The 20,784-nt window shown below is 39.9% G+C and carries 17 protein-coding genes; 16 read left to right on the top strand and 1 reads right to left on the bottom strand.

Annotated elements, in window-relative coordinates; genetic code table 11:
- The first annotated feature begins 5 nt into the window (after positions 1-5).
- The 9 genes from asnB (at position 6) to K339_RS35635 (ending at position 9,437) form a co-directional block, all read left to right on the top strand.
- Positions 6-1,856: an asparagine synthase (glutamine-hydrolyzing) gene (gene asnB / locus K339_RS0100605; RefSeq protein WP_028521864.1), complete on the top strand. Its 1,851-nt coding sequence runs from the start codon at positions 6-8 to the stop codon at positions 1,854-1,856.
- Positions 1,853-2,980 carry a glycosyltransferase gene (locus tag K339_RS0100610; RefSeq protein WP_028521865.1) on the top strand — a complete coding sequence of 376 codons (1,128 nt, stop codon included), beginning with the start codon at positions 1,853-1,855 and terminating at the stop codon, positions 2,978-2,980. Before asnB ends, K339_RS0100610 begins: the two co-directional genes overlap by 4 nt.
- Positions 2,973-3,758, top strand: a complete 786-nt coding sequence (locus K339_RS0100615; RefSeq protein WP_028521866.1) for an FkbM family methyltransferase — start codon at positions 2,973-2,975, stop codon at positions 3,756-3,758. Before K339_RS0100610 ends, K339_RS0100615 begins: the two co-directional genes overlap by 8 nt.
- An 8-nt stretch (positions 3,759-3,766) precedes the next feature.
- Positions 3,767-4,687: a glycosyltransferase family 2 protein gene (locus tag K339_RS32220; protein WP_064750933.1), complete on the top strand. Its 921-nt coding sequence runs from the start codon at positions 3,767-3,769 to the stop codon at positions 4,685-4,687.
- The gene (locus K339_RS0100625) at positions 4,684-5,430 is read left to right on the top strand and encodes an FkbM family methyltransferase (protein ID WP_028521867.1); all 747 of its coding nucleotides are present in this window, start codon (positions 4,684-4,686) and stop codon (positions 5,428-5,430) included. The genes K339_RS32220 and K339_RS0100625 overlap by 4 nt, the downstream gene beginning before the upstream one ends.
- Before the next feature lie 2 nt (positions 5,431-5,432).
- Positions 5,433-6,206, top strand: a complete 774-nt coding sequence (locus tag K339_RS0100630) for a WecB/TagA/CpsF family glycosyltransferase (RefSeq protein WP_028521868.1) — start codon at positions 5,433-5,435, stop codon at positions 6,204-6,206.
- Positions 6,207-6,297: 91 nt separating this feature from the next.
- Positions 6,298-7,662, top strand: coding sequence for an exopolysaccharide biosynthesis polyprenyl glycosylphosphotransferase (locus K339_RS0100635; RefSeq protein WP_037298776.1), 1,365 nt, complete (start codon positions 6,298-6,300; stop codon positions 7,660-7,662).
- Positions 7,663-8,562, top strand: coding sequence for a Gfo/Idh/MocA family protein (locus tag K339_RS0100640; protein ID WP_028521870.1), 900 nt, complete (start codon positions 7,663-7,665; stop codon positions 8,560-8,562). It abuts the gene before it with no gap.
- A gap of 14 nt (positions 8,563-8,576) precedes the next feature.
- Positions 8,577-9,437 (top strand): glycosyltransferase family 2 protein, encoded by an 861-nt coding sequence (locus K339_RS35635; RefSeq protein ID WP_157607430.1) that lies wholly within the window; start codon positions 8,577-8,579, stop codon positions 9,435-9,437.
- Here K339_RS35635 and K339_RS0100650 read toward each other — a convergent pair.
- Positions 9,379-9,951: a dTDP-4-dehydrorhamnose 3,5-epimerase family protein gene (locus tag K339_RS0100650; protein WP_028521872.1), complete on the bottom strand. Its 573-nt coding sequence runs from the start codon at positions 9,949-9,951 to the stop codon at positions 9,379-9,381. The genes K339_RS35635 and K339_RS0100650 overlap by 59 nt on opposite strands.
- 225 nt (positions 9,952-10,176) lie before the next feature.
- Here K339_RS0100650 and K339_RS0100655 point away from each other — a divergent pair, with 225 nt between their 5' ends.
- The 7 genes from K339_RS0100655 (at position 10,177) to K339_RS0100685 (ending at position 20,783) form a co-directional block, all read left to right on the top strand.
- Positions 10,177-11,190: an exopolysaccharide biosynthesis polyprenyl glycosylphosphotransferase gene (locus K339_RS0100655; RefSeq protein ID WP_064750935.1), complete on the top strand. Its 1,014-nt coding sequence runs from the start codon at positions 10,177-10,179 to the stop codon at positions 11,188-11,190.
- A 22-nt stretch (positions 11,191-11,212) separates the two neighbouring features.
- Positions 11,213-12,661 carry a capsule assembly Wzi family protein gene (locus K339_RS0100660; RefSeq protein WP_028521874.1) on the top strand — a complete coding sequence of 483 codons (1,449 nt, stop codon included), beginning with the start codon at positions 11,213-11,215 and terminating at the stop codon, positions 12,659-12,661.
- Between the two features lie 201 nt (positions 12,662-12,862).
- Positions 12,863-14,227, top strand: a complete 1,365-nt coding sequence (locus tag K339_RS32230) for a capsule assembly Wzi family protein (protein ID WP_037298891.1) — start codon at positions 12,863-12,865, stop codon at positions 14,225-14,227.
- 15 nt (positions 14,228-14,242) lie between these two features.
- Complete coding sequence (locus K339_RS0100670; protein ID WP_037298781.1) at positions 14,243-15,010, top strand: ABC transporter substrate-binding protein; 768 nt, start codon at positions 14,243-14,245, stop codon at positions 15,008-15,010.
- A gap of 79 nt (positions 15,011-15,089) precedes the next feature.
- Positions 15,090-16,406, top strand: coding sequence for a gluconate:H+ symporter (locus K339_RS0100675; protein WP_028521876.1), 1,317 nt, complete (start codon positions 15,090-15,092; stop codon positions 16,404-16,406).
- A gap of 151 nt (positions 16,407-16,557) precedes the next feature.
- A complete protein-coding gene (locus K339_RS0100680; RefSeq protein ID WP_028521877.1) occupies positions 16,558-17,961 on the top strand; it encodes a Gfo/Idh/MocA family protein in 1,404 nt (467 codons plus the stop codon).
- A 71-nt stretch (positions 17,962-18,032) separates the two neighbouring features.
- Entirely contained in the window at positions 18,033-20,783 is a 2,751-nt protein-coding gene (locus K339_RS0100685; RefSeq protein WP_028521878.1) for a DUF1553 domain-containing protein, read from the top strand.
- Position 20,784 lies beyond the last annotated feature (1 nt).

A 20,784-nucleotide genomic window follows, 5' to 3' on the forward strand; every position in this document is an offset into this window, starting at 1 on the left:
TATTCATGTGTGGAATAACTGGAGCTCTTACCTTTCGCGGAAACTATAGTAAAGATTTTATAGTTTCCGCAGTAAAGAAACAAACCAATCTATTAGCTCATCGAGGGCCAGATTCAGAAGGCCTATTTTTCGAAGAAGGCCTTGGCCTCGGGCATAGAAGATTATCAATCATTGATTTGAACGAGGCTTCAAATCAACCATTTACTGAACAAAGTAAACGATATACCATTGTTTTCAACGGGGAGATATATAACTATCAACACGTCAAAGATGAGCTTAGTTTTTACCCATGGCAAACCTCTTCTGATACTGAGGTTATTCTTGCCGCTTACATACACTGGGGGCCTTCGTGTCTCCAAAAATTAAACGGAATGTTTGCGTTTTCGATTTGGGATTCGTTCAAACAAGAGTTGTTTTTTGCTAGAGATAGACTAGGTGTTAAACCTTTTTATTATTACTACGATCAAAATATTTTTACATTTTCATCAGAACTAAGAAGTTTAATTGCAGGCAATTTTTTTACTCCTATTCTCAATCCTGATTCCGTTTCAGACTTTCTTATTTATCAATCTGTAAGAACACCTCATACTTTTTTTAAAAATGTTTGGCAGCTGCCTCCTGGACATTGGGGGCTGGTTTCAGGTATTAATTTCAAAATCAATCAATATTGGTCTATATTAGAATCCCCACAATCACCTTTCTCAAATCTAAATTATAATGACACACTTCTAGAGACTAAACGATTATTTACAAACGCCGTTCAAAGCCGTTTAGTCTCTGACGTTCCTGTAAGCGCATTTTTATCGGGAGGAATAGACTCCTCTGCAGTCGTTGCCACCATGGCTTCCCTATCACAAACCCCAATCGAGACTTACAGTATTGTCTTTAACGAAAAAGAATTTGATGAATCTGAATATGCTCAAATTATAGCTCAAAAATATCATACAAAACATACTGAGTTATTATTAAAACCATCCCAATTTTTAGACGAGCTACCTCAATTCTTTCGTTCGATGGATAGCCCGACCACTGATGGACTCAATACATACGTTGTTTCTAAATTAGTAGCTTCTACAGGAACAAGGGTTGCTCTTTCTGGATTGGGAGGAGATGAGCTTTTTGCTGGTTATGATGGTTTCAAACGCTTCAAAAAGTTTAATCAAATCAATTACCAATGGCTAAAACCCATAGGGTCTCTTATCGCTCCTTTATTACCTCGAAATCGGTCATGGAATAAAATTAGCCAATTATTACAAAGTTCAGAATGGGACTTATATAGCTTTTACAGTAATAATAGAAACACCTTTCTAAAACGAGAGCTCCAACAATTAGGGTTTAATTATAATGGGAACACTTCTTGGATAGATTTCCAGAATAATCAATTACACTCTAAACCAGCCCTTAGTCAGTACAGTATTTCTGAACTTACCCATTATACGCTTGATGTTTTACTAAAAGATACTGATCAAATGAGTATGGCCTCTTCTCTAGAAGTACGTGAACCTTTCTTTGATTATCAGTTTGTTGAGTTTATACTTCAAGTTCCTGACAAATATAAATATCACTCAAGTACCCCTAAAAGTCTATTAGTAAATGCTTTAGGGGAGCTGCTACCACATGAAATTATCTATCGACCCAAAAAAGGGTTTTCATTTCCTTGGAAACAGTGGCTCAGAAATGATATTAGGGATTTTTGTGAAGTACACCTTGAACAGCTAAGTCACCGTCAGTTGTTTGAAAACCAATCAATTAAAACAATATGGCATAATTTCTTACATGATAAACAAGGTATTACTTGGCTTCATATTTGGGCGTTGGTAACTCTTGAAGCTTATTTAAGTGAGAATAAATTATGAGCCCTAAAGTTCTCTTCGTGGTTGGCCAACTCTATCCAGGAGAGTCTGGAGGGGTAAGCATTTCGCTATATTGGTTGTTAAAGGGCTTATACGCGTCCAATCGTCTTCAAATAAAAACGATAACCACTACTTATGGTGTGAAACCTGGTCTTGTTCCCGAAAACCAATGGCTATCTACTGATTATGGCGAAGTTATTTATCTAAAGACAGCATTTATTTTCTTTGCTCCCGAAATGATAAAGTGTTTTTGGAAAGAAATTAGACAGGCCGATATTGTTCATCTCTCTTCAATTTTTTACCCTCCGAGTATCATTTGCTTCTTTATTTGCCTATTTTTCAAGAAAAAAATAATTTGGTCAACTAGAGGCTCTATAGATGATGTTGAGTTTCACAAAAAAGGGATTCTCAAGAAAATTGTTCTAGCTATCCTTGCTTTCTTCTCAAAATCAGCGGTTTTTCATACGACTAGCGATGATGAAACGCTATTTGCGCGTAAACGATTGGGATCTGATACCAAAATTGTTCAAATCACGAATTACATGGCCTTACCAGATCCAGTAAACACCCTCAAAGAACATTTTTTCTTGTTCATTGGGCGCTTTCACCCAAAAAAAGGCATTGAGAATTTATTGTATGCACTTGGCAGGTCAAAATATTTTATGAGTTCCAATTTCATACTCAAAATAGCAGGCGATTATGAAAATGAATATGGCAAAACTATCTTTGAGTTACATAAAGAGTTACATTTGCAGTCCAAAGTGACTTTCTTAGGATCTGTAACAGGAGAAGAAAAACAAAATTTATTGGCTAAAGCTTATTGTATGCTGATGCCTTCCTACTCTGAAAATTTTGGGGTGGTGGCTGCAGAGGCGTTGGCTCAATATACCCCTGTCGTAGCTTCTATTTATACCCCTTGGCAAAGTTTAAATACATACGAAGCAGGTTTCTGGGTAGATAATTCACCAGAAACTCTCGCTCAAGTTATTGACAAATTAATTACCATGCCGACAGCGGATTATGAGAGCATCGTTGCCCAAACCCGTAAATTGGTAGATAAAGAGTTAAATGTTTACACAAATATTCAACCTTGGTTAAATACCTATATAAATTTCAAGGATGTCTAAATACTCATTAATTGATACATTGGTTCGGGGCGTGCTCAAAATAAAATGGGGTACTACAACTATTTTGGGTAAACCATTTAGAGATACATCATCAGTCATGTATTATAACCCAATTGAGCATTTAACATTTCTTGGCAAACAAAAAATCTATTACGAATCTGATCTGCAGAATAAAATATCTGAATACATATCTCAGGGGGATCTAGTATTCGACATCGGAGCAAATATTGGACAGTATGCACTTTTATTTTCACATTTTGTTGGAGAAACTGGCAAAGTTATCTCTTTAGAACCTGATTGTGACAATTTTGCTATTTTAAGTCTTAATAAGTACAAAAACAATTGTACAAATCTAATTCTTATTAATCAAGGATTAGATTCTGTTGAACAAGAAAAAACTCTGTATAAAGACAAATTGACGGGTGGTCGTAAAAGCTCTTTTATTGAAGAATTTTCTTCTAAGAATAGTGAAAAACAAAAGATAAGCACAATTACATTCAGTACATTAATTGAACAGTTTGGTACACCGAACTTTGTCAAAATGGATATTGAAGGGTATGAAGGCAAGATAATTTCCCAATTAAGCGACCAAATTATCACTAAGCCTATTACTTGGTTTATTGAAGTACGAGAACCTTCTAAAGAAGAATGTTTTAATCGTTTTAAATTTACTCATAATTGCTACATACTAGATAATATATTAGTTGAAAATATCGAATCTGCTAGTAGAATACCAAATTTTGCAAACTTATTATTTGTCCCTAATTTTACACAATAAGTAATAAGATGATGAAAAACATTAGTGTTATTATTTTAACATTCAATGAAGAAATACACCTTGAAAGATGTTTAACTAATATTAGTAAAATAAGTAATTCTTTATTTATTATAGATTCTTTTTCAACAGACAAAACCATTGAAATTGCAAAAAAGTTTAATACAAAAATTTTTCAAAATAAATTCATAAATCAAGCGCAACAACTTCAATGGGCTATAAACAATTGTGATATACAAACTGAATGGATTATTAGAATTGACGCAGATGAATATTTTACATTAGAACTTATTAATGAAGTTAAAGAGCGGCTTACAGGATTGAATAGTAATATCAATGGTGTTATTTTAAAAAGAAGGCATTATTTTTTGGACAGATGGATACGCCATGGAGATAGATACCCTCTTTACATACTCCGTATTTGGAGAAATGGTAAAGCTACTGTTGAACAAAAATGGATGGATGAACATATTATACTCCTAGAAGGAGAGTCTATTATATTCAAGAATGATTTTATTGACCATAATTTAAATAACCTGTCTTGGTTTATTGACAAACATAATAAATATGCCACGAGAGAAGCTATCGAATTACTTATAAACGAATCCAGACGAGAACCAAATGGGTTATTTACTGATTTAAAAAAATCCATCAGCAATAGTAGTTATAGAAACCGTTTTTTTAAAAGTTTTTTTTATAAAAATAAGCTCCTACTGATTCGAAGTTGTATCTATTTCTTTTATAGATACTTTTTTTTGTTAGGTTTCTTAGATGGGAAAGAAGGCTTAATTTATCATTTTTTACAGGGTTTTTGGTATAGATTCCTTGTTGATTCCAAAATTGTTGAAATCAAACACATAGCTTCTAGGAAGAAAATATCAATCGAGGAAGCTATCATTGAGGTTACAGGCTATAAAGATTTTAAAGTATGATTTTTATTTTTTTGTATCGTTTAATTACGTTCATACGCATTTTATTTCATCCTAAAGGTGGTATAGGTTACTTAATGAACAACAGTAGGTCTATTGCTTCATTTGGTTTGAACCAGTCTTTATCTCAACTCATTCCACATTTGAAAACAATTATTGATGTAGGAAGTAATATTGGACAATATGCGCTTGCAAGCCATAGGTTTTACCCAAACGTTCAAATCTATTGTTTTGAACCTGTACCAGCTTGTTTTCAACAACTTCAAAAAAATACGAATAAAATTACATCAATCACTTCATTTAATAACGCGTTGGGTCATAGTAATGGACAAATAGCTTTCTTTGAAAATAAACATACCCACGCGAGTTCTGCACTCAAGGTAAGCGATTACCAACAGAGTACAGTGCCTAAAACAAAGGAATTTCGAGAAACTAAAGTTGATTCTATCAGATTAGATGACTTTAATTTCCCAACTATTTTAGAGCGACCATTGCTCTTAAAATTAGACGTTCAGGGTTACGAAAAGAATGTTTTGGAAGGAGCGAATGCTTTTCTTCAAAAAGTGGATTATATTCTTTTAGAGACATCTTTTATTTCTATGTACAAGAATGAACCTTCATTTGAAACAATAAACGTCATTCTTAAACAGCAAGGTTTTAATTTAGTGGCTCCAATCGGCGATTTTTCTGTTCATTTTGGACCCATTCCTCAATTAGATATGCTATACAAAAAAGCCCAGCAGTAGTCATGAGTTTTTCGACCGTAACAATTTTAGGTGTTCGATTTTTTGCTGGACAAGTAGAAGATGTCTTTAAGCAACTTGAAAATCATGGTGGATTACTTACCGCACCTGCTGCTCCTAATTTAGCGGATATTCTCAAAGAGCAAGACTATTATAATGCCCTGTACAACTCTGATATTGTCATTCCTGACAGCGGCTATATGGTATTAATTTGGAACTGGATTTTGCGCAGAGAGCCAATCCAAAAAATCTCAGGGTTAAAGTTTATTAACTTTTTCCTCCAACATATTTCTACAAGTCCCAAAAAGATTTTCTTAGTAAACCCTAGTAACGAAGAGGGGGAGGCCAATCGTCTGCTGCTACATAAAAAAGGGGCCCGCATATCAGACACTTGCATGTACACAGCACCTATCTATTCAAAACAGGTTGATGATCATAAGTTACTTGAATTAGTTGAGATCAATCAACCACATTGGATTCTAATAAATATTGGAGGTGGAGTACAAGAAAAATTAGGTCTTTATTTGCGCCAAAATCTGTCGTTTAAACCTGCTATTATATGTACAGGCGCTGCTATCGCTTTCAAAACAGGTAAGCAAGTGCCTATTCCAGCTTGGATAGACCGCTTGTATTTAGGATGGTTAGCTAGATGTGTATCTAATCCCCGCCTCTACATCAAAAGATACCTCAAGAGTTTTTACCTATTAATGATTCTAATTCGATACAAAGAAAAAGCTCCCTATAAATCTGCCCGTAAAATAGGCATTCTAAATGCTTAAAATGTTACCTTTGTGCTTGTCTCAGTCTAAACTTTAGATTATTGAGGGTAACATTTAACCTAACTGGCAAAAATCATTAGTGAGTTTATAAATGAATAAATTTTTACTGTTTCGCCCTTTTCAATTTCTTTTAGATCTCATTACATTGAGTTTCTCATTTGAAATGGGGCTTATTCTGGTAAACTCCTCTTTTTCAAACCATTACCAGCAACATCTCTTTTTATTTTTTCTTTTAAGTCTCTGCTGGTTTCTAGTTGTCGGCTTATTACGCCCCTACCAGCACACCCGCCTCAAATTCCACGTTTTTACCCTCATTTATAGGCATTTAATTGCTGTATTGCTGTTTTCAGCATTTGGGATTTTTATATGGATGCTTCTACAAGACTTCCATTTACCTAGGCTCCAGCTGTTTTATACTTTTTTACTTTTCTGGTTTCTTGGTTGCGTTTGGCGAACTGCGGCAGTGGTTTTACTTAAAATCTATCGAGCCAATGGTAACAACACGCTCAACTATGTCATCGTTGGGTACAACGAAACTTCACAAAGAATTAAACGCTTTTATGACCAACATCCTGAGTTTGGCTACAAATTTTATGGCTACTATGATGAGCTTAACACTCAGAATAAGCCTTCTATCAGAGGTGACTATAGCGTCCTTAATCAAATATTAGCGTCCAACCAAATCGATACTGTTTATTGCTGTATTCCCCGAGTGGGTCATCCGCTCCTAAAAGATATTGTAGAGAAATCGAATACTGCTTCGTACAAAGTGAAACTAGTAGTTGACTTTGCTTTCTTCTTTAGTCAAGCTCCTTCACTTGAATTTCACGGGATTACCCCAGTTATTTCCCTCTCTTCAGAATTTTTAGATCATTCACGTGAATACATCAGCAAAAGGCTTTTTGACGTCATTTTTTCTAGTACTATCTTATTGCTAGGTTCTCCTATTTTTATTCTGCTTGGTTTAATTACAAAAATAACCTCCAGAGGCCCAATCATTTTTTCCCAAGACAGGACAGGACAATGGGGCAAAAAGTTTAAAATCTATAAGTTTCGAAGTATGCATGTAGGAGCCCGACTTGGGCACTCCGAAGGTACGCTGGATAAACGCATAACTCCTTGGGGACGTTTTTTAAGAAAAACTCGACTGGATGAATTACCCCAATTTTATAATGTCTTACGCGGGGACATGTCAGTTGTAGGGCCACGCCCATTGGCTGACTATGACGTTAAAACACTCATGGACGAGTCTCCCGATGATTTTAAACTCATACTTTCCGTCAAACCAGGGATAACTTCTATCGGTCAAGTTAAATTTGGATATGCTGGTTCGCCCACAGAAATCAAACAGCGACTTCGCTATGACTTACTTTATCTTAACAAGGTTTCATTCTTCTTCGATATGTGGTTAATCATGAAAACAATGGTTATCATGATTAAAAAACAAGGAAAATAAATGACAATAGGACTCATCGGGGCGGGAATTTGGGGTAAAAACATCATCCGAGAATTGGTTAATCTAGCCGTCGATTTAAAAATTTTCGACCCCAATCCTGAAGCAAAAAAAGACTACCTCCATTTTTTTGTTGACTCAGTAGATGATTTACAAACAGTTGATGGCATTGTTTTGGCTTCCCCTTCCGTCACTCATCGCTCTATTTTAGAACAAATTGTTCCGTGGGGCATACCCGTTTTTATTGAAAAGCCACTCGTTACCTCACTTGAAGACGCCATCGCTCTTAAAAAGTTTGAAAATCACCCCCTGTTTATGATGCACATTTGGCGCTACCATGCAGGAGTGCAGCTTTTAGGTCAACTAGCTCGTAATAAAGAACTTGGCGATATTACAGCCCTTTATACGCATCGGTGCAACTGGACAAGCCCCCGTACCGATACGGATAGTATCTGGAACTTAGCTCCCCACGATTTAACAATTTCACTCGAAATTCTCGGTTATATTCCACAACCCCGTTCGGCAGTCATTGAATGGCACGGCAATGCTGCAAGAGGAATGACAGCCTTGTTGGGAGATTCACCGTTTGTTCAAATAGAAGTTTCAAACCGCTTTGCCGATAAACGCCGTGAAATTCGACTGCACGGTACCAAAGGGATTGCCATTTTGGCCGACGAAAAAGTAGATTATATCGAAATTTTCTACGGTGACGAAAGTAGTTACCCTACACCAAGTAATAGCGAAAAGCGTTTTTTTGAAACCACTCCACCTTTACGAAAGGAATTAGAAGCATTTTTAGCATATTTACGCGGTGGCTCACCTCCTATTTCCACTTTTCAGGAAGGAATCACGACCATCGAAGTTCTTACGGCACTTTACTCGTTAGGGGCCACAACTTGTTAAATTTTTCGGGCAACATGTCTCCTCGCTTTTCTATTTTACTTCCTACCACCAATGACCGTGGATTGCTACTTCCTTACTCAGTCAGTAGTGTTTTAAAACAGACTATCACTGATTTTGAGTTACTTATCATTGGTGACGGAGTGAATGAATTTACGAGGGGAGTGATTCAATCGCTCGTTAAACAAGATACCCGAATCAAGTTTTTTGATTTCCCAAAACACCTTCGCAGGGGCGAACCCAATCGGCACCAAGTACTTACACAATATGCGCAAGGAAAGTATGTCGCCTATCTTTTAGACCGCGACTTATGGTTACCCAATCACCTCGAAACTTTATTAGAGCTGTTTGAAAAGGGCAATTTTGTTTCTTCCAACTACTTTCGACTTTTTCAAAATGGAGACATTCGGTATGGCTATTCCAACGCTCGACAACATTTTGTTTTTTCGGCAGTAGCCCATACGTACGACTTTTATAAAAACCTACCCTACGGTTGGCGCACAACTCCACCTGATATTTTTACGGATGATTATATGTGGGCGCAATTTATGGATCACCCAGATTACCACCCGTTTTTTGGAAGTGAAGCAACAGTACTTTATTTTAAAAGAGGGGCCACATACCCAGGAATCCCGACCGAAAAACGCGTAGAAGAATTAAAAGAATGGGAAGTTAGACTTAGTGACACTGTCTTTATCCGTAAACTACGCACGGAAGCGCTTCAATCGCTTCTTGACGAACGTGCTGCTTTGCAAAGTGATTGGTTTAGAATCAAAGGAAAAACGTTAAGTGAACTCATCCCTTTTATCCAAACAAAGCTTACATATAGCCTTTATTCTCTAAAGCGGCGACTAGCGTACGCAAAGAAGGGGCATTAGAGGCTGCATCTGTCAGGATAGGATTATCGATTCCCCAAGGTAGCTCCAGTTCTGGATCGTCCCAGGCACAACGCCAGTTATCATCACCACCGTAGTCAACATAAGCCTCTGAGACTGATTGAATGTGAAGCGCAGGTGTATGAAAATACCAACCGTGCAGCATCCCTTTCGGGAAAATAAGCGCGGCAGGGTCATCTCCAAAAAGTTCAAATAAGGCAGATTGATGCTGCGTAGGAGAACCAGCGCGTAAATCTCTCAGGCCAAGCACGCAATGACCATCAATGAGACAAAAATACTCATCATGCCGTTGATGATAGTGCATTCCACGAAATACGTTTGCTTCCGATTTTACGACACTCCACTGCACGGGTTTAAGAACCGTCCCCCAATGGTCCTGAAAAATCTCAGTAAAGGATCCTCTGGAATCTTTATGTTCTTTCAACGACACTAATTTTACCTGATGTAATTGTGTCCCTGCAATTTGGGTGGATTTTGCGATAGCGGTGGTACTCATGAATCAACAACCTTTTTTACAAAAGTAATTGGCCTTTGTGACTACCACAAGATTTTGGGCTACTTTCTTCAAATCATCCGTTTTTCTCCTTATTGTGAAGTTATTTAACGGTATCTGACTTCTTTGGTTTTTACAAAAATGGGCTTTATCTTTGGACTTCTTCTATTCACAAGAGATTACTTGTAATTATGGAAATTTAAGGTGTTTTTCTAAAAAAAATACAAAATGAAGGAGCCTGAAGCTGAAAGTTTTTCTACCACCTTTGAAGAAATTCCATTGGAAGATTCTACCAAATATCCTACTTCTTACGTTGAGATTACCCCTACTCATTCTTCCACACTGGTGCAAAACCCATTGTATATTGTGTGTCCAGAGTCTAGTATTCCGCTTATAACAGAAGTATTACAAAATTATTCTTACACTCCCTTATTCAATCAATGTGATCAAATTTTCAAGCGACAAGGCGTAATTACTTATTACAATGCGGCATATATTGACGACCTTGAGAGAGAGTTCTTACTTAGAAACATTGAGTTTGGGGTGACCGTCATGCCATTGGTAGATTTTCTGGAGTCAAAAAATAAATATACAGAAATCAGTCTTTTAAATGGTGATTACTTTCTCAATAAAGAAGCATTCTCAGTATTGAGAAACCGTACAAAAATTGCTACTAAACGATTTTTTGACATCATTTATGCTTCTATTCTTTTGATACTTCTATCCCCCATTATATTGCTAACCGCCCTTGCCATCCGGCTAGAATCCAAGGGTTCCATTTTCTATCGCCAAAAACGCGTAGGACTTTATAATATCGAATTTGAAGTCATCAAATTTCGCTCAATGCGAGCCAATGCCGAAGCAAGTGGTGCGCAATGGGCACAAAAAAATGACCCCCGAGCTACCAGAGTAGGAACATTTATTAGAAAAACACGTATCGACGAGATTCCTCAGTTGTTTAATGTACTAAAGGGCGAAATGTCTCTCATTGGGCCTCGCCCCGAAAGAGCTGTTTTTATTGAAATGCTAAAAACAGCTATCCCTTATTACGAATTTCGACACGTGATTAAACCTGGACTAACTGGTTGGGCTCAAGTTAAATACCCTTACGGAGCTTCCATAGAAGATGGAATGTGGAAACACAAGTATGACATGTATTACATTAAACATCAATCATTCGGATTTGATTTTAAAATAATTTTACATACCATTAGGGTAGTTTTAGCTGGGTTGGGACGATAGATAAATTTGCGAGGCTACCTCTATGAGACATAGGTATTCCATTCATTTTTTAGTGTGCTTCTTCATTGGCGTGGTTAATGGTTACTCACAGTTTTTGCCTACGTCCGAGTATAATTTATCGGTGAATGCTTACGGCACTAATTCTCCTACCGTTCCATTTTGGTACTATGCCAATCAATATAACGTCATTCCCAAAAACTCTTCGTCCTTTATAGCAAGGGCTACTTTGGGGAATACCAAAGGGGATACCGTAAAGTACAGCTGGCGCGAAATACGGCTTTTATATGGCCTCGATGGTGCTTTTATTGCCCAACAAAACTCAAACACATTTAACCTTATTGAGAGTTTTGCAGGCATCAAATATGGACCTATCGAATTATTTTATGGTCGTCGGCTCGAAACAATGGGTTTATTGGGCGATACACTTCTTTCTTCTGGTTCTTATAGTTGGTCAGGGAATGCTCAGCCCTTCCCAAAAATTCAATTGTCAGTTCCCAACTTCGTAGAATTGCCTTTTTTTAGAGGACTATTCTCCATAAAAGGCTCTTTTGCCCACGGCTGGTTAGATACTCTCGCTGTTGCGTATGGCCCTCGAACCAATGCAGTAAAAGCCTATTTTCACCAAAAGACCTTATTCATCAAAATGGGTCGCCCAAACTGGAAAATTAATTTAATAGGAGGATTCAATCACCTTGCCCAATGGGGTGGAGAAGATCAAATTTGGCCAAATGGGCTTCCTCCAAAAGAGGCTTGGTGGGCCGTCGTCGTGGGAAAACCATGGCAAGACAGCCGCGTGGGCAACCACCTTGGAACGCTTGATTTAGGGCTGGTTTGGAAATTAGCTAACAATAAATCCTTGACTTTTTTTCGTCAAAATATATTCGACGATGGCTCCTTATATAATTTCTTAAATATTCAAGATGGACTTCAAGGCATAACATTTAACAATCGAAATACGCCAAATTATGCGCAAACATTTACCCTCGAAAAGGTGAATATTGAATGGTTAAACACTACTAGCCAAGGGGGAAATGTATTTGATTTTCAACAACAAATTTTTGGGAGAGACAATTATTTTAATCATTATGTGTATTCTGAAGGGTGGTCTTATAAAGGTGAAATGATTGGTACGCCTTTTATACCCAAGCAGAATGATATTATTAGTTCTTTTCCTCTCATCAAAAATGCGCAAACCCTCAATAATAGAGTCCAAATGCTTCACTTAGGCGCAAGTGGTTGGATAGATGAGTGGAAGTGGCTAGTAAAAGCCTCTTTTAGTAACAACTTGGGTACCTATGATTATCCATTTCCTTCCGCTAGACAACAATTCTCTAGCCTTCTCCAAATCCAAAAGGAACTACCTTGGTTACAGGGAATCGATTGGACAACATCCATTGCAATCGACGCTGGTACACTCTATGAACCTTCCGTAGGAATCCAATTAGGGCTTCGTAAAAGAGGATTTTTTTGATAACTTTGTTTTTTACATTGTTCTCACAAGTATTCTATTCGTCCAGAAATTACTTCTTTTCCCTTGAAAAAGCTTTTCGTATTACTGTCTTGTTGCTTTTTAATTTTGGGTTGTACAGGTTTGGCTACCGCACAAGATAGTACTGCAAAACATTCTTTTAGGACTGATTTCAGTGCTTTTTATTACAATACGGCCACCCAAATGCCCTTTTGGTTACGAGCGAATCAGTATGATGTCGTGCCAGAAAAAACAGCTGTTGCACTGAGTGGGGCAATCGACTTTGAAAGTAACTTATCTGTAAAAAATAATAAATGGAAACTCATAGGCGGTACTCAAGTGGTAGGAAATTTGCTAGATAGTAGAAGTACCACGCTATTTTTACCCCAGTTGTATGCAGGCGTCAAATATAAAAATTTACTTTTTTATGCTGGTCGCAAAAAAGAATTGTTTGGTTTGGCTGACAGTACACTTGGCACAGGTTCTTATATATGGTCAGGAAATGCCTTTCCGATGCCCAAACTCCAAATTGAAATACCAGATTATCAACCATTAGGAAAAAACAATCCTTGGTTAGCTTTTAAGGGGAATTACGCTCATAGCTGGTTTGGGACGAACAAGTTTGCCTACGGTTATTATTTGCACCAAAAGTCCCTTTATGTTCGTATCGGTAGGCAAAGCTCTTCCGTCAAACTATACGGGGGTTTTAACCACCAAGTACAATGGGGAGGAAAGACTTTTGACGATATCGCAACGGTCACAAATAAGACGCTACCTAGCAGTTTTGCAGACTATTTATTAGCCGTTATTGCCATTGGCCCCAATATTGGGGTTCGAAAAGGCAATGCCTTCGACTCTACTAACCGCGTGGGCAACCATTTAGGTACAGTTGATGTTGGCTTTGAACTTGATTTGAAAAAAGTAAATATTTTGGTGTATCGCCAAAATATCTACGAAGATGGGTCTTTATTCTACCTTACAAGCATCGCCGACGGCCTGAATGGAATTGTACTCACCAACCTTTACCCTAGCCACGAAAAAGGTAGAATTTCCTTTAAAAAAGTAGTATTTGAGTTATTAAATACCCGTAGTCAGGGTGGTGATACGTTTGTAATGACGAATGGGAAAAAACGCGGCAAAGACGAGTACTTCAACCACCAACAGTACTACGATGGGTGGTCGTATCGACGACGAATTATTGGCACACCGTTCATTACCAATCAGGAAGACACCAACCGCCCTGAAGAACAAAATACCAATGACATGGCTAATAATAACCGTGTTTTAGTATATCATCTTGGTTTTGAAGGCAATATTGGCCCCTCCATTCAGTTTTTATCCAAAATCTCGTACAGTGCCAATTACGGTACTTACATCTACCCCTACCCTACCGTTCCTAAACAACTTTCGGCTTTGTTACAACTCAAAGGCCAAATTCCTGCGCTTTCGGGATTAGAGTGGGTTGCTTCTGCGGCCATTGACCGTGGTGACCTCTATACCAAAAATACAGGTTTTAAAATAGGCTTTAGGCAAACCTTTGGTACAGGAAAATTCCGTACTTCCCATTAGGATATTGTATCGTGTATGCTTTTTCCAACAGCTCCGCAGCGAATTGTGTCACTTGTTCCCTCGCAAACTGAGCTCCTTTTTGACCTTGGTTTGGAAGGCAAAGTAATAGGTATTACAAAATTTTGTTGCCACCCCGCCGATAAAGTAAAGAACATCGCAAAAATCGGCGGAACCAAAAACTTTGACTTTGAAAAAATCAAGGCGCTACGACCTGATTTGATTATCGGCAACAAAGAGGAAAATTACCAAGAAGGCATCGAAACTTTGCAACAAGATTTTCCCGTTTGGATTTCTGACATCGTCACGTTGGAAGAGTCGCTTGAAATGATTCAGAAGGTTGGTCAACTTACCCACGAAGAACCTGAGGCTCTCAACATTTGTCAACAATTATCTACCCAATTTAGCTCGCTCCAATCGCCGTCGCGTCGCCCACGCGTAGCGTATTTTATTTGGAAAAAGCCCTATATGGTTGCTGCAAATGGCACGTTTATCCACGAGATGCTGCGTAAAGCTGGTTTTCTAAACGTATTTGAAGACCTGACACGTTATCCCGAAATCTCAGAAGCAGACTTACAACAAGCCGCTCCTGAGCTTATTTTTCTTTCTTCAGAGCCTTATTCATTTCGAGAAAAACACTTACTAGAATTTCAAGAAATTTGTCCCTCTGCCCATATTATGTTGGTTGATGGTGAATTGTTCAGTTGGTACGGGAGTAGGTTATTAAAATCCGTTGCTTATTTCAATGAATTGAGAGATTGTTTGTCAAAATTCTTCGTTTCCTGATTTTGTACAAAACTATCTTTGCAAATTTTTAACATTGTACTCAGTTTCATACGATTTTATACCTAAAACCCTCCTTACTATGCTGCTTTTGTATGTCCTGTTGGGGATTGTAGCCCTTGTTTTGTTAGTTGCCTATTTTCACCTTGATACGTTCATTTCCTTCGTCATCGTCAGTATTGGCTTAGGGTTAGCCTGTGGAATGAGCGTAAGTCAAATCAGTCAGTCGCTCGAAAAAGGCATCGGCGGAACGCTCGGTTCATTGGTAATTATCATTGGTTTTGGTTCAATGCTTGGCAAACTCGTGGCAGATAGTGGCGCAGCCCAACGTATTACCACCACCCTCATGAATATTTTTGGTCTTAAATACCTACCTTGGGGGCTTGCATTGGCTGGTTTTATCATTGGTTTACCTTTGTTTTATAATGCGGGTTTTGTGATTGTTATCCCCCTCATTTTTACTATTACTGCCTCCACCCGACTTCCCATGTTGTATGTCGCTATTCCGATGTTGTCTGCACTTTCGGTGGCGCATGGTTACCTGCCTCCTCACCCCTCGCCTACGGCCATTGCCACCCAATTTAAAGCAGATGTGGGGCAGACACTCTTTTACGGGATTTTGGTAGCGATTCCTGCCATCATCATTGCAGGTCCTATTTTTGGAAAAACCTTAAAAAAATACAACCCTAAGCCCGACGCTTCACTTTTTAATACCCGCCAATTTACCGAAGCCGAGATGCCTAGCCTGAGCATTAGCCTTGTAGTAGCACTTTTGCCTTTGCTTTTGTTGACATTGATGCCTTGGCTCAAAGGACAATTTGAGGAAAATTCGGCGTTACACACCATGTTTTCCTTTTTGGGTGATCCATCTATTTCGATGCTTATTTCAGTACTGGTAGCTATTTATTTCTTGGGAATCCGTCGGGGAAGAAGTACCAAACATGTGATGAAGTCATTGGAAGAAGCCTTCAAAAGCGTCTCAATCATTCTCTTAATTGTAGCAGGAGCGGGAGGGTTTAAACAAATACTCACCGACGGCGGAGTAAGTAAGTACATTGGTGAACTACTAGCAGGTGTTCAAATTTCGCCACTTTTGTTAGGTTGGGCGATTGCGGGCGTGATTCGCATTTGTGTGGGTTCGGCTACGGTAGCGGGCCTCACTGCCGTTGGAATCATCGCTCCTTTGGTTCAAAGTCAGGGAGTTAAGCCCGAATTAATGGTCTTAGCAATCGGCTCGGGGAGCTTGATTTGTTCTCACCTAAACGACGGTGGTTTTTGGTTGTTCAAAGAATATTTCAACCTGTCTATCAAAGAAACCTTACAAACTTGGACGATTATGGAAACCATCGTTTCGGTAGTGGGTTTAATTGGAGTTCTAGTTTTAAACCAATTTGTTTAGTCTGGCTAAAACCCATCTAGTTAAAAATCAACTATTTGAACATAAAATTCTATTTATAAGCAATGATTACTTCGGTAGTCATTGCTTATTTTTTAAATTTATTTATTAATTTGCTTCATCAATATTTCTAACCTTCAATCCCTCCCACTCCATGAAAAATTTCTTGGAACGCCGCTCATTTCTAAAAGCTACGGCAGCCATTGGTTCTGCCTTAGGATTACCCTTTGCTTCTAATGCTCGCTCAAATTCAATAGAAGAAACCATTGCTCGAACAACTGTCATCCCCAAGGCCGCTGGTAAGTCAGTAATTGGCTTAAAATCAGCACCGATTCCGCAGGTTCGGGTGGCTTTTATTGGGGTCGGGAACCGTGGTTCGGGACACGTAAAACTGGTACATGCCTGTGGTGCCAAAGCCAAAATTGTCGCCGTTTGCGACATTCAGGAGCGCTATACCAACCGAACCAAACAGTGGCTTGAATCTAAAGGGGTCAACGACGTGGCCTACTATCATTCTAAAGTAGATGCGTGGAAAGAAATGTGCCGTCGCGATGACATCGACCTTGTTATCATTGCCACTCCTTGGGAAGACCACGTGCCCATGTGCGTCTATGCCATGCAACAAGGCAAACACGCTGCGACAGAAGTACCTGCCGCTTATACCATAGAAGACTGTTGGAAACTGGTAAATACCGCCGAGCAAACCCAACGCAACTGTATGATGCTCGAAAATGTTTGCTACGGCGACGAAGAACTTTGGGTCTTAAACATGGCCGAACAGGGTGTTTTTGGTACCATTACTTACGCTGAATGTGGCTACATCCACGATTTGCGGGAACTACTTTTCTCCAAAACTGAATACTATAACATGTGGCGGATTCGTCACAATTTGACCCGTGACGGAAATCTTTATCCTATGCACGGACTTGGACCTGTGTCTCAATACATGAACATCGACCGTGGCGACCGTTTCAACCACCTGGTGTCCATGAGTAGTTTGGAAGCTAGCCTTAGCGAGGATTCCAGTACGATGACCGACCCGTCTAACGAATTCCACGGGCGGAAAGGTTTCAAACATGGCGACATGAACAATACGCTCATTAAGACGCATTTAGGGCGTACTATTTTGGTACAACACGATGTCGTCACCGCCCGTCCTTACAGCCGTATCAACATGTTGGCAGGAACAAAAGCGTTCCATACAGGCTATCCAAGCCGTTTTGCCAAAAAAGGGCAAGGACACGGTTTTATTAAAGACGAAGAATACAAAGCCTTACGCGAACAATATAAACACCCAATTTGGGCAAAAATGAAGGAAGAAATCGAGCGTAACGGCGGGCACGGCGGCATGGACTTCGTGCTGATTTATCGCTTGATTGACTGCTTCAACCGTGGGACAGCCCTCGACATGGACGTGTATGATGCCGCCTCATGGTCGTCGGTAACTCCGCTTTCTGCGCTTTCGATTCAGGGAGGCAACGCTCCTGTTAAATTCCCCGACTTCACGCGCGGACGCTGGAAAGAAGACCGTAAACTCGGTATTTTGACCAACGTTTAATCTCTCCCTCAGTCTTTTCTAAGACCTTCCAAGTTTCCGAAACTTGGAAGGTCTATTTTACCACCATTCCCATGACCTTTCTGAACAAACTACTCGTTGGTACAGTAGCTGTCTGCGTTTTAGCATACGGCTATCATTCCCTGTCTGAAAGCGAAATTGATTTTAATACGCAAGTCAAGCCTATTTTGAACAAAAAGTGCATGGCTTGCCACGGTGGAGTAAAAAAAGCAGGCGGTTTTAGCCTCTTGTTTGAAGAAGAAGCTTTCGGAAAAACCAAATCTGGAAAGCCTGCCATCATTCCAGGAGATGCTGCTCACTCCGAATTTATCCTTCGCTTGACGCACCCTGATCCTGAAAAATTTATGCCCAAAAAGGGCGAGCCTCTCAGCAAAGAAGAAATAGAGACCTTGACTAAATGGATTGACCAAGGAGCAAAATGGGGAAAGCATTGGGCCTACCAGGCCGTTGAAAAGCCAGCGGTTCCAAGTAATTCTTGGTGGAAGTTTTGGCAAAACTCGTGGGCGAATAATGATATTGACCACTTTGTGGCCGAAAAATTAAAAGAACAGCAATTATCGCATAGCCAAGAAGCCGATAAAGCCACGCTGTTACGCCGCGTAACGCTCGATTTGACAGGGCTTACGCCCACCGAAAAACAATACAAAGCTTTTCTTAACAATCCAGCCTCCAATGCCTACGAAACGGTAGTTGATTCTTTGTTAAAATCACCAGCTTTCGGGGAAAAATGGGCTTCTATGTGGCTCGATTTGGCACGCTATGCCGATTCAAAAGGCTACGAAAAGGACGATATTCGCAATGCTTGGCGTTACCGCGATTGGGTCATTAAGGCATTTAATCAAAACATGCCCTATGACCAGTTTATCACCGAACAATTGGCAGGTGATTTGCTTCCAAACCCTACTGAAAATCAGCTCATCGCAACTGGTTTTCACCGAAATACCACCAATAACGACGAAGGAGGAACCGACGATGAAGAGTTTCGCGTGGCTGCCGTGCTCGACCGCGTAAGCACCAATTGGGTAGCTTTCAATAGTACGACCTTTGCGTGTGTCCAATGCCATAGCCATCCGTATGACCCTTTTAAGCACGAAGAGTTTTATAAATACATGGCCTTCTTCAACAACACGCGCGACGAGGATGTCATGGATGAATCGGCTCACTTGCGATTTTTCAACGAAACCGACCAAAAGAAACTGGATGAAGTCGCTCAATGGGTGAAAACTTCCGTTTCTGAAACGAAGTCGAAAGAAATTGTTCATTTTTTACGAACCGTCGAACCACGCATTTACGCGCACAATTTTGATAGTTTTCAAAAAGGAACTTCCGAGCCTAGTTCGTACATGGGCATGCAAAATGGAGGAACCTGCCGCTTAAAAAACGCCCCAACCATCAATAAAAGTCGGATGTTGATTTCTTACGTTACGGCGCAAGTCGGTGGAAGTATCGAAATTAGAACCGATAGCCTCAACGGCCCTAAATTAGCCGTGGTAAAACTTGATACGGCGCAAGGGCGTAATTTTTGGAACGGCCTCACGCTCCTCAAATGGGTGAATCTTCCTAACTTCAGCACCCGAAAAGACCTACATTTTATTTTCCGAAATCCTAAACTCGCGACTGAAACTCAAGATGTTTGCTTGGTCAATTGGGTCATGTTTTTGGAAGACGACTTTCCTGGAAAAGGAAAAGAAGGCTACGAAACTCAGTTCAAACATTTCAACGAACTGTTGCTCACCCGCACCGAAAACATTCCTATTCTGCTCGAAAATCCAGCCGATTTGAAACGTACCACACGAGTTTTTGAGCGAGGAAGTATGTTTTCTCCTACTACGGCAGTTGAGCCCGATGTGCCTCATTCATTACACCCATTTCCTAAAAATGCCCCACGAAATAGACTAGGATTAGCCCAATGGATCACGGCCAAAGAAAACCCGCTCACGGCTCGAACGCTGGTTAATCGGGTGTGGGAACAGTTATTTGGAACAGGTCTTGTCGAAACCCTCGAAGACATGGGTTCGCAGGGCTTTGCTCCTACCCACCAGGCTTTGCTCGACTACCTTTCGTACCGTTTTATGGACGATATGAAATGGCAAATCAAGCCACTATTGAAGGAGATTGTTCTATCGGCCACCTATCGTCAAGATTCGCACGTTACCGATGAACTTTTAGAAAAAGACCCCGCCAATCGCTATTTGGCACGTGGTCCTCGCGTTCGATTGACAGGCGAGCAGGTTCGTGATCAAGCCTTGGTCGTCAGCAATTTATTGAGTCGAAAAATGTACGGACGTCCTGTCATGCCTTACCAACCACAAGGAGTTTGGCAAGTCGTTTACAGCGGTTCTAAATGGAACCAAAGCGTAGGTGAAGATGCTTATCGACGCGCCATTTATACCTACATTCGGCGCTCAAGTCCGTATCCAAGTATGCTTACGTTTGATGGCTCCACGCGCGATGTCTGTTTGGCTCGGCGGATTCGCACCAACACTCCTTTGCAGGCATTGGTTACACTCAACGATTCGGCTTTTGTCGATATGGCCCAACACTTTGCCCGTCGAATGCAGCATGAAGGGGGCAAAACCGTTGCTTCCCAGCTTCAAAAGGGATATGAGTGGATGACGGGTCATGCACTTCCAAAACCAAAGCAAGAAGTATTTGAAAAGCTCTACCAAGAAGCGTTCATTCGCTTTCAAAAAAACCCAAAAAAACGCGAAGACTGGATGTGTAACAGCACAGCCGAATCAGCCGCGTTGGCGTTTGTGGCCAATACTATGTTGAATATGGACGAGTTTATAACGAAGGAATAAC

The sequence above is a fragment of the Runella limosa DSM 17973 genome, from assembly GCF_000482465.1.
GTDB classification, from domain to species: Bacteria; Bacteroidota; Bacteroidia; order Cytophagales; family Spirosomataceae; genus Runella; species Runella limosa.

Bases quoted from the DNA above. Each gene is read 5' to 3' on its own strand.
- K339_RS0100640 (WP_028521870.1), top strand. From the start codon at position 7,663: ATGACAATAGGACTCATCGGGGCGGGAATTTGGGGTAAAAACATCATC.
- K339_RS0100610 (WP_028521865.1), top strand. From the start codon at position 1,853: ATGAGCCCTAAAGTTCTCTTCGTGGTTGGCCAACTCTATCCAGGAGAG.
- K339_RS0100650 (WP_028521872.1), bottom strand. From the start codon at position 9,951: ATGAGTACCACCGCTATCGCAAAATCCACCCAAATTGCAGGGACACAA.
- K339_RS32220 (WP_064750933.1), top strand. From the start codon at position 3,767: ATGATGAAAAACATTAGTGTTATTATTTTAACATTCAATGAAGAAATA.
- K339_RS0100660 (WP_028521874.1), top strand. From the start codon at position 11,213: ATGAGACATAGGTATTCCATTCATTTTTTAGTGTGCTTCTTCATTGGC.
- K339_RS0100625 (WP_028521867.1), top strand. From the start codon at position 4,684: ATGATTTTTATTTTTTTGTATCGTTTAATTACGTTCATACGCATTTTA.
- K339_RS0100655 (WP_064750935.1), top strand. From the start codon at position 10,177: ATGAAGGAGCCTGAAGCTGAAAGTTTTTCTACCACCTTTGAAGAAATT.
- K339_RS0100670 (WP_037298781.1), top strand. From the start codon at position 14,243: ATGCTTTTTCCAACAGCTCCGCAGCGAATTGTGTCACTTGTTCCCTCG.
- K339_RS35635 (WP_157607430.1), top strand. From the start codon at position 8,577: ATGTCTCCTCGCTTTTCTATTTTACTTCCTACCACCAATGACCGTGGA.
- K339_RS0100630 (WP_028521868.1), top strand. From the start codon at position 5,433: ATGAGTTTTTCGACCGTAACAATTTTAGGTGTTCGATTTTTTGCTGGA.
- K339_RS32230 (WP_037298891.1), top strand. From the start codon at position 12,863: ATGCCCTTTTGGTTACGAGCGAATCAGTATGATGTCGTGCCAGAAAAA.
- K339_RS0100680 (WP_028521877.1), top strand. From the start codon at position 16,558: ATGAAAAATTTCTTGGAACGCCGCTCATTTCTAAAAGCTACGGCAGCC.
- K339_RS0100685 (WP_028521878.1), top strand. From the start codon at position 18,033: ATGACCTTTCTGAACAAACTACTCGTTGGTACAGTAGCTGTCTGCGTT.
- K339_RS0100615 (WP_028521866.1), top strand. From the start codon at position 2,973: ATGTCTAAATACTCATTAATTGATACATTGGTTCGGGGCGTGCTCAAA.
- K339_RS0100635 (WP_037298776.1), top strand. From the start codon at position 6,298: ATGAATAAATTTTTACTGTTTCGCCCTTTTCAATTTCTTTTAGATCTC.
- K339_RS0100675 (WP_028521876.1), top strand. From the start codon at position 15,090: ATGCTGCTTTTGTATGTCCTGTTGGGGATTGTAGCCCTTGTTTTGTTA.
- asnB (WP_028521864.1), top strand. From the start codon at position 6: ATGTGTGGAATAACTGGAGCTCTTACCTTTCGCGGAAACTATAGTAAA.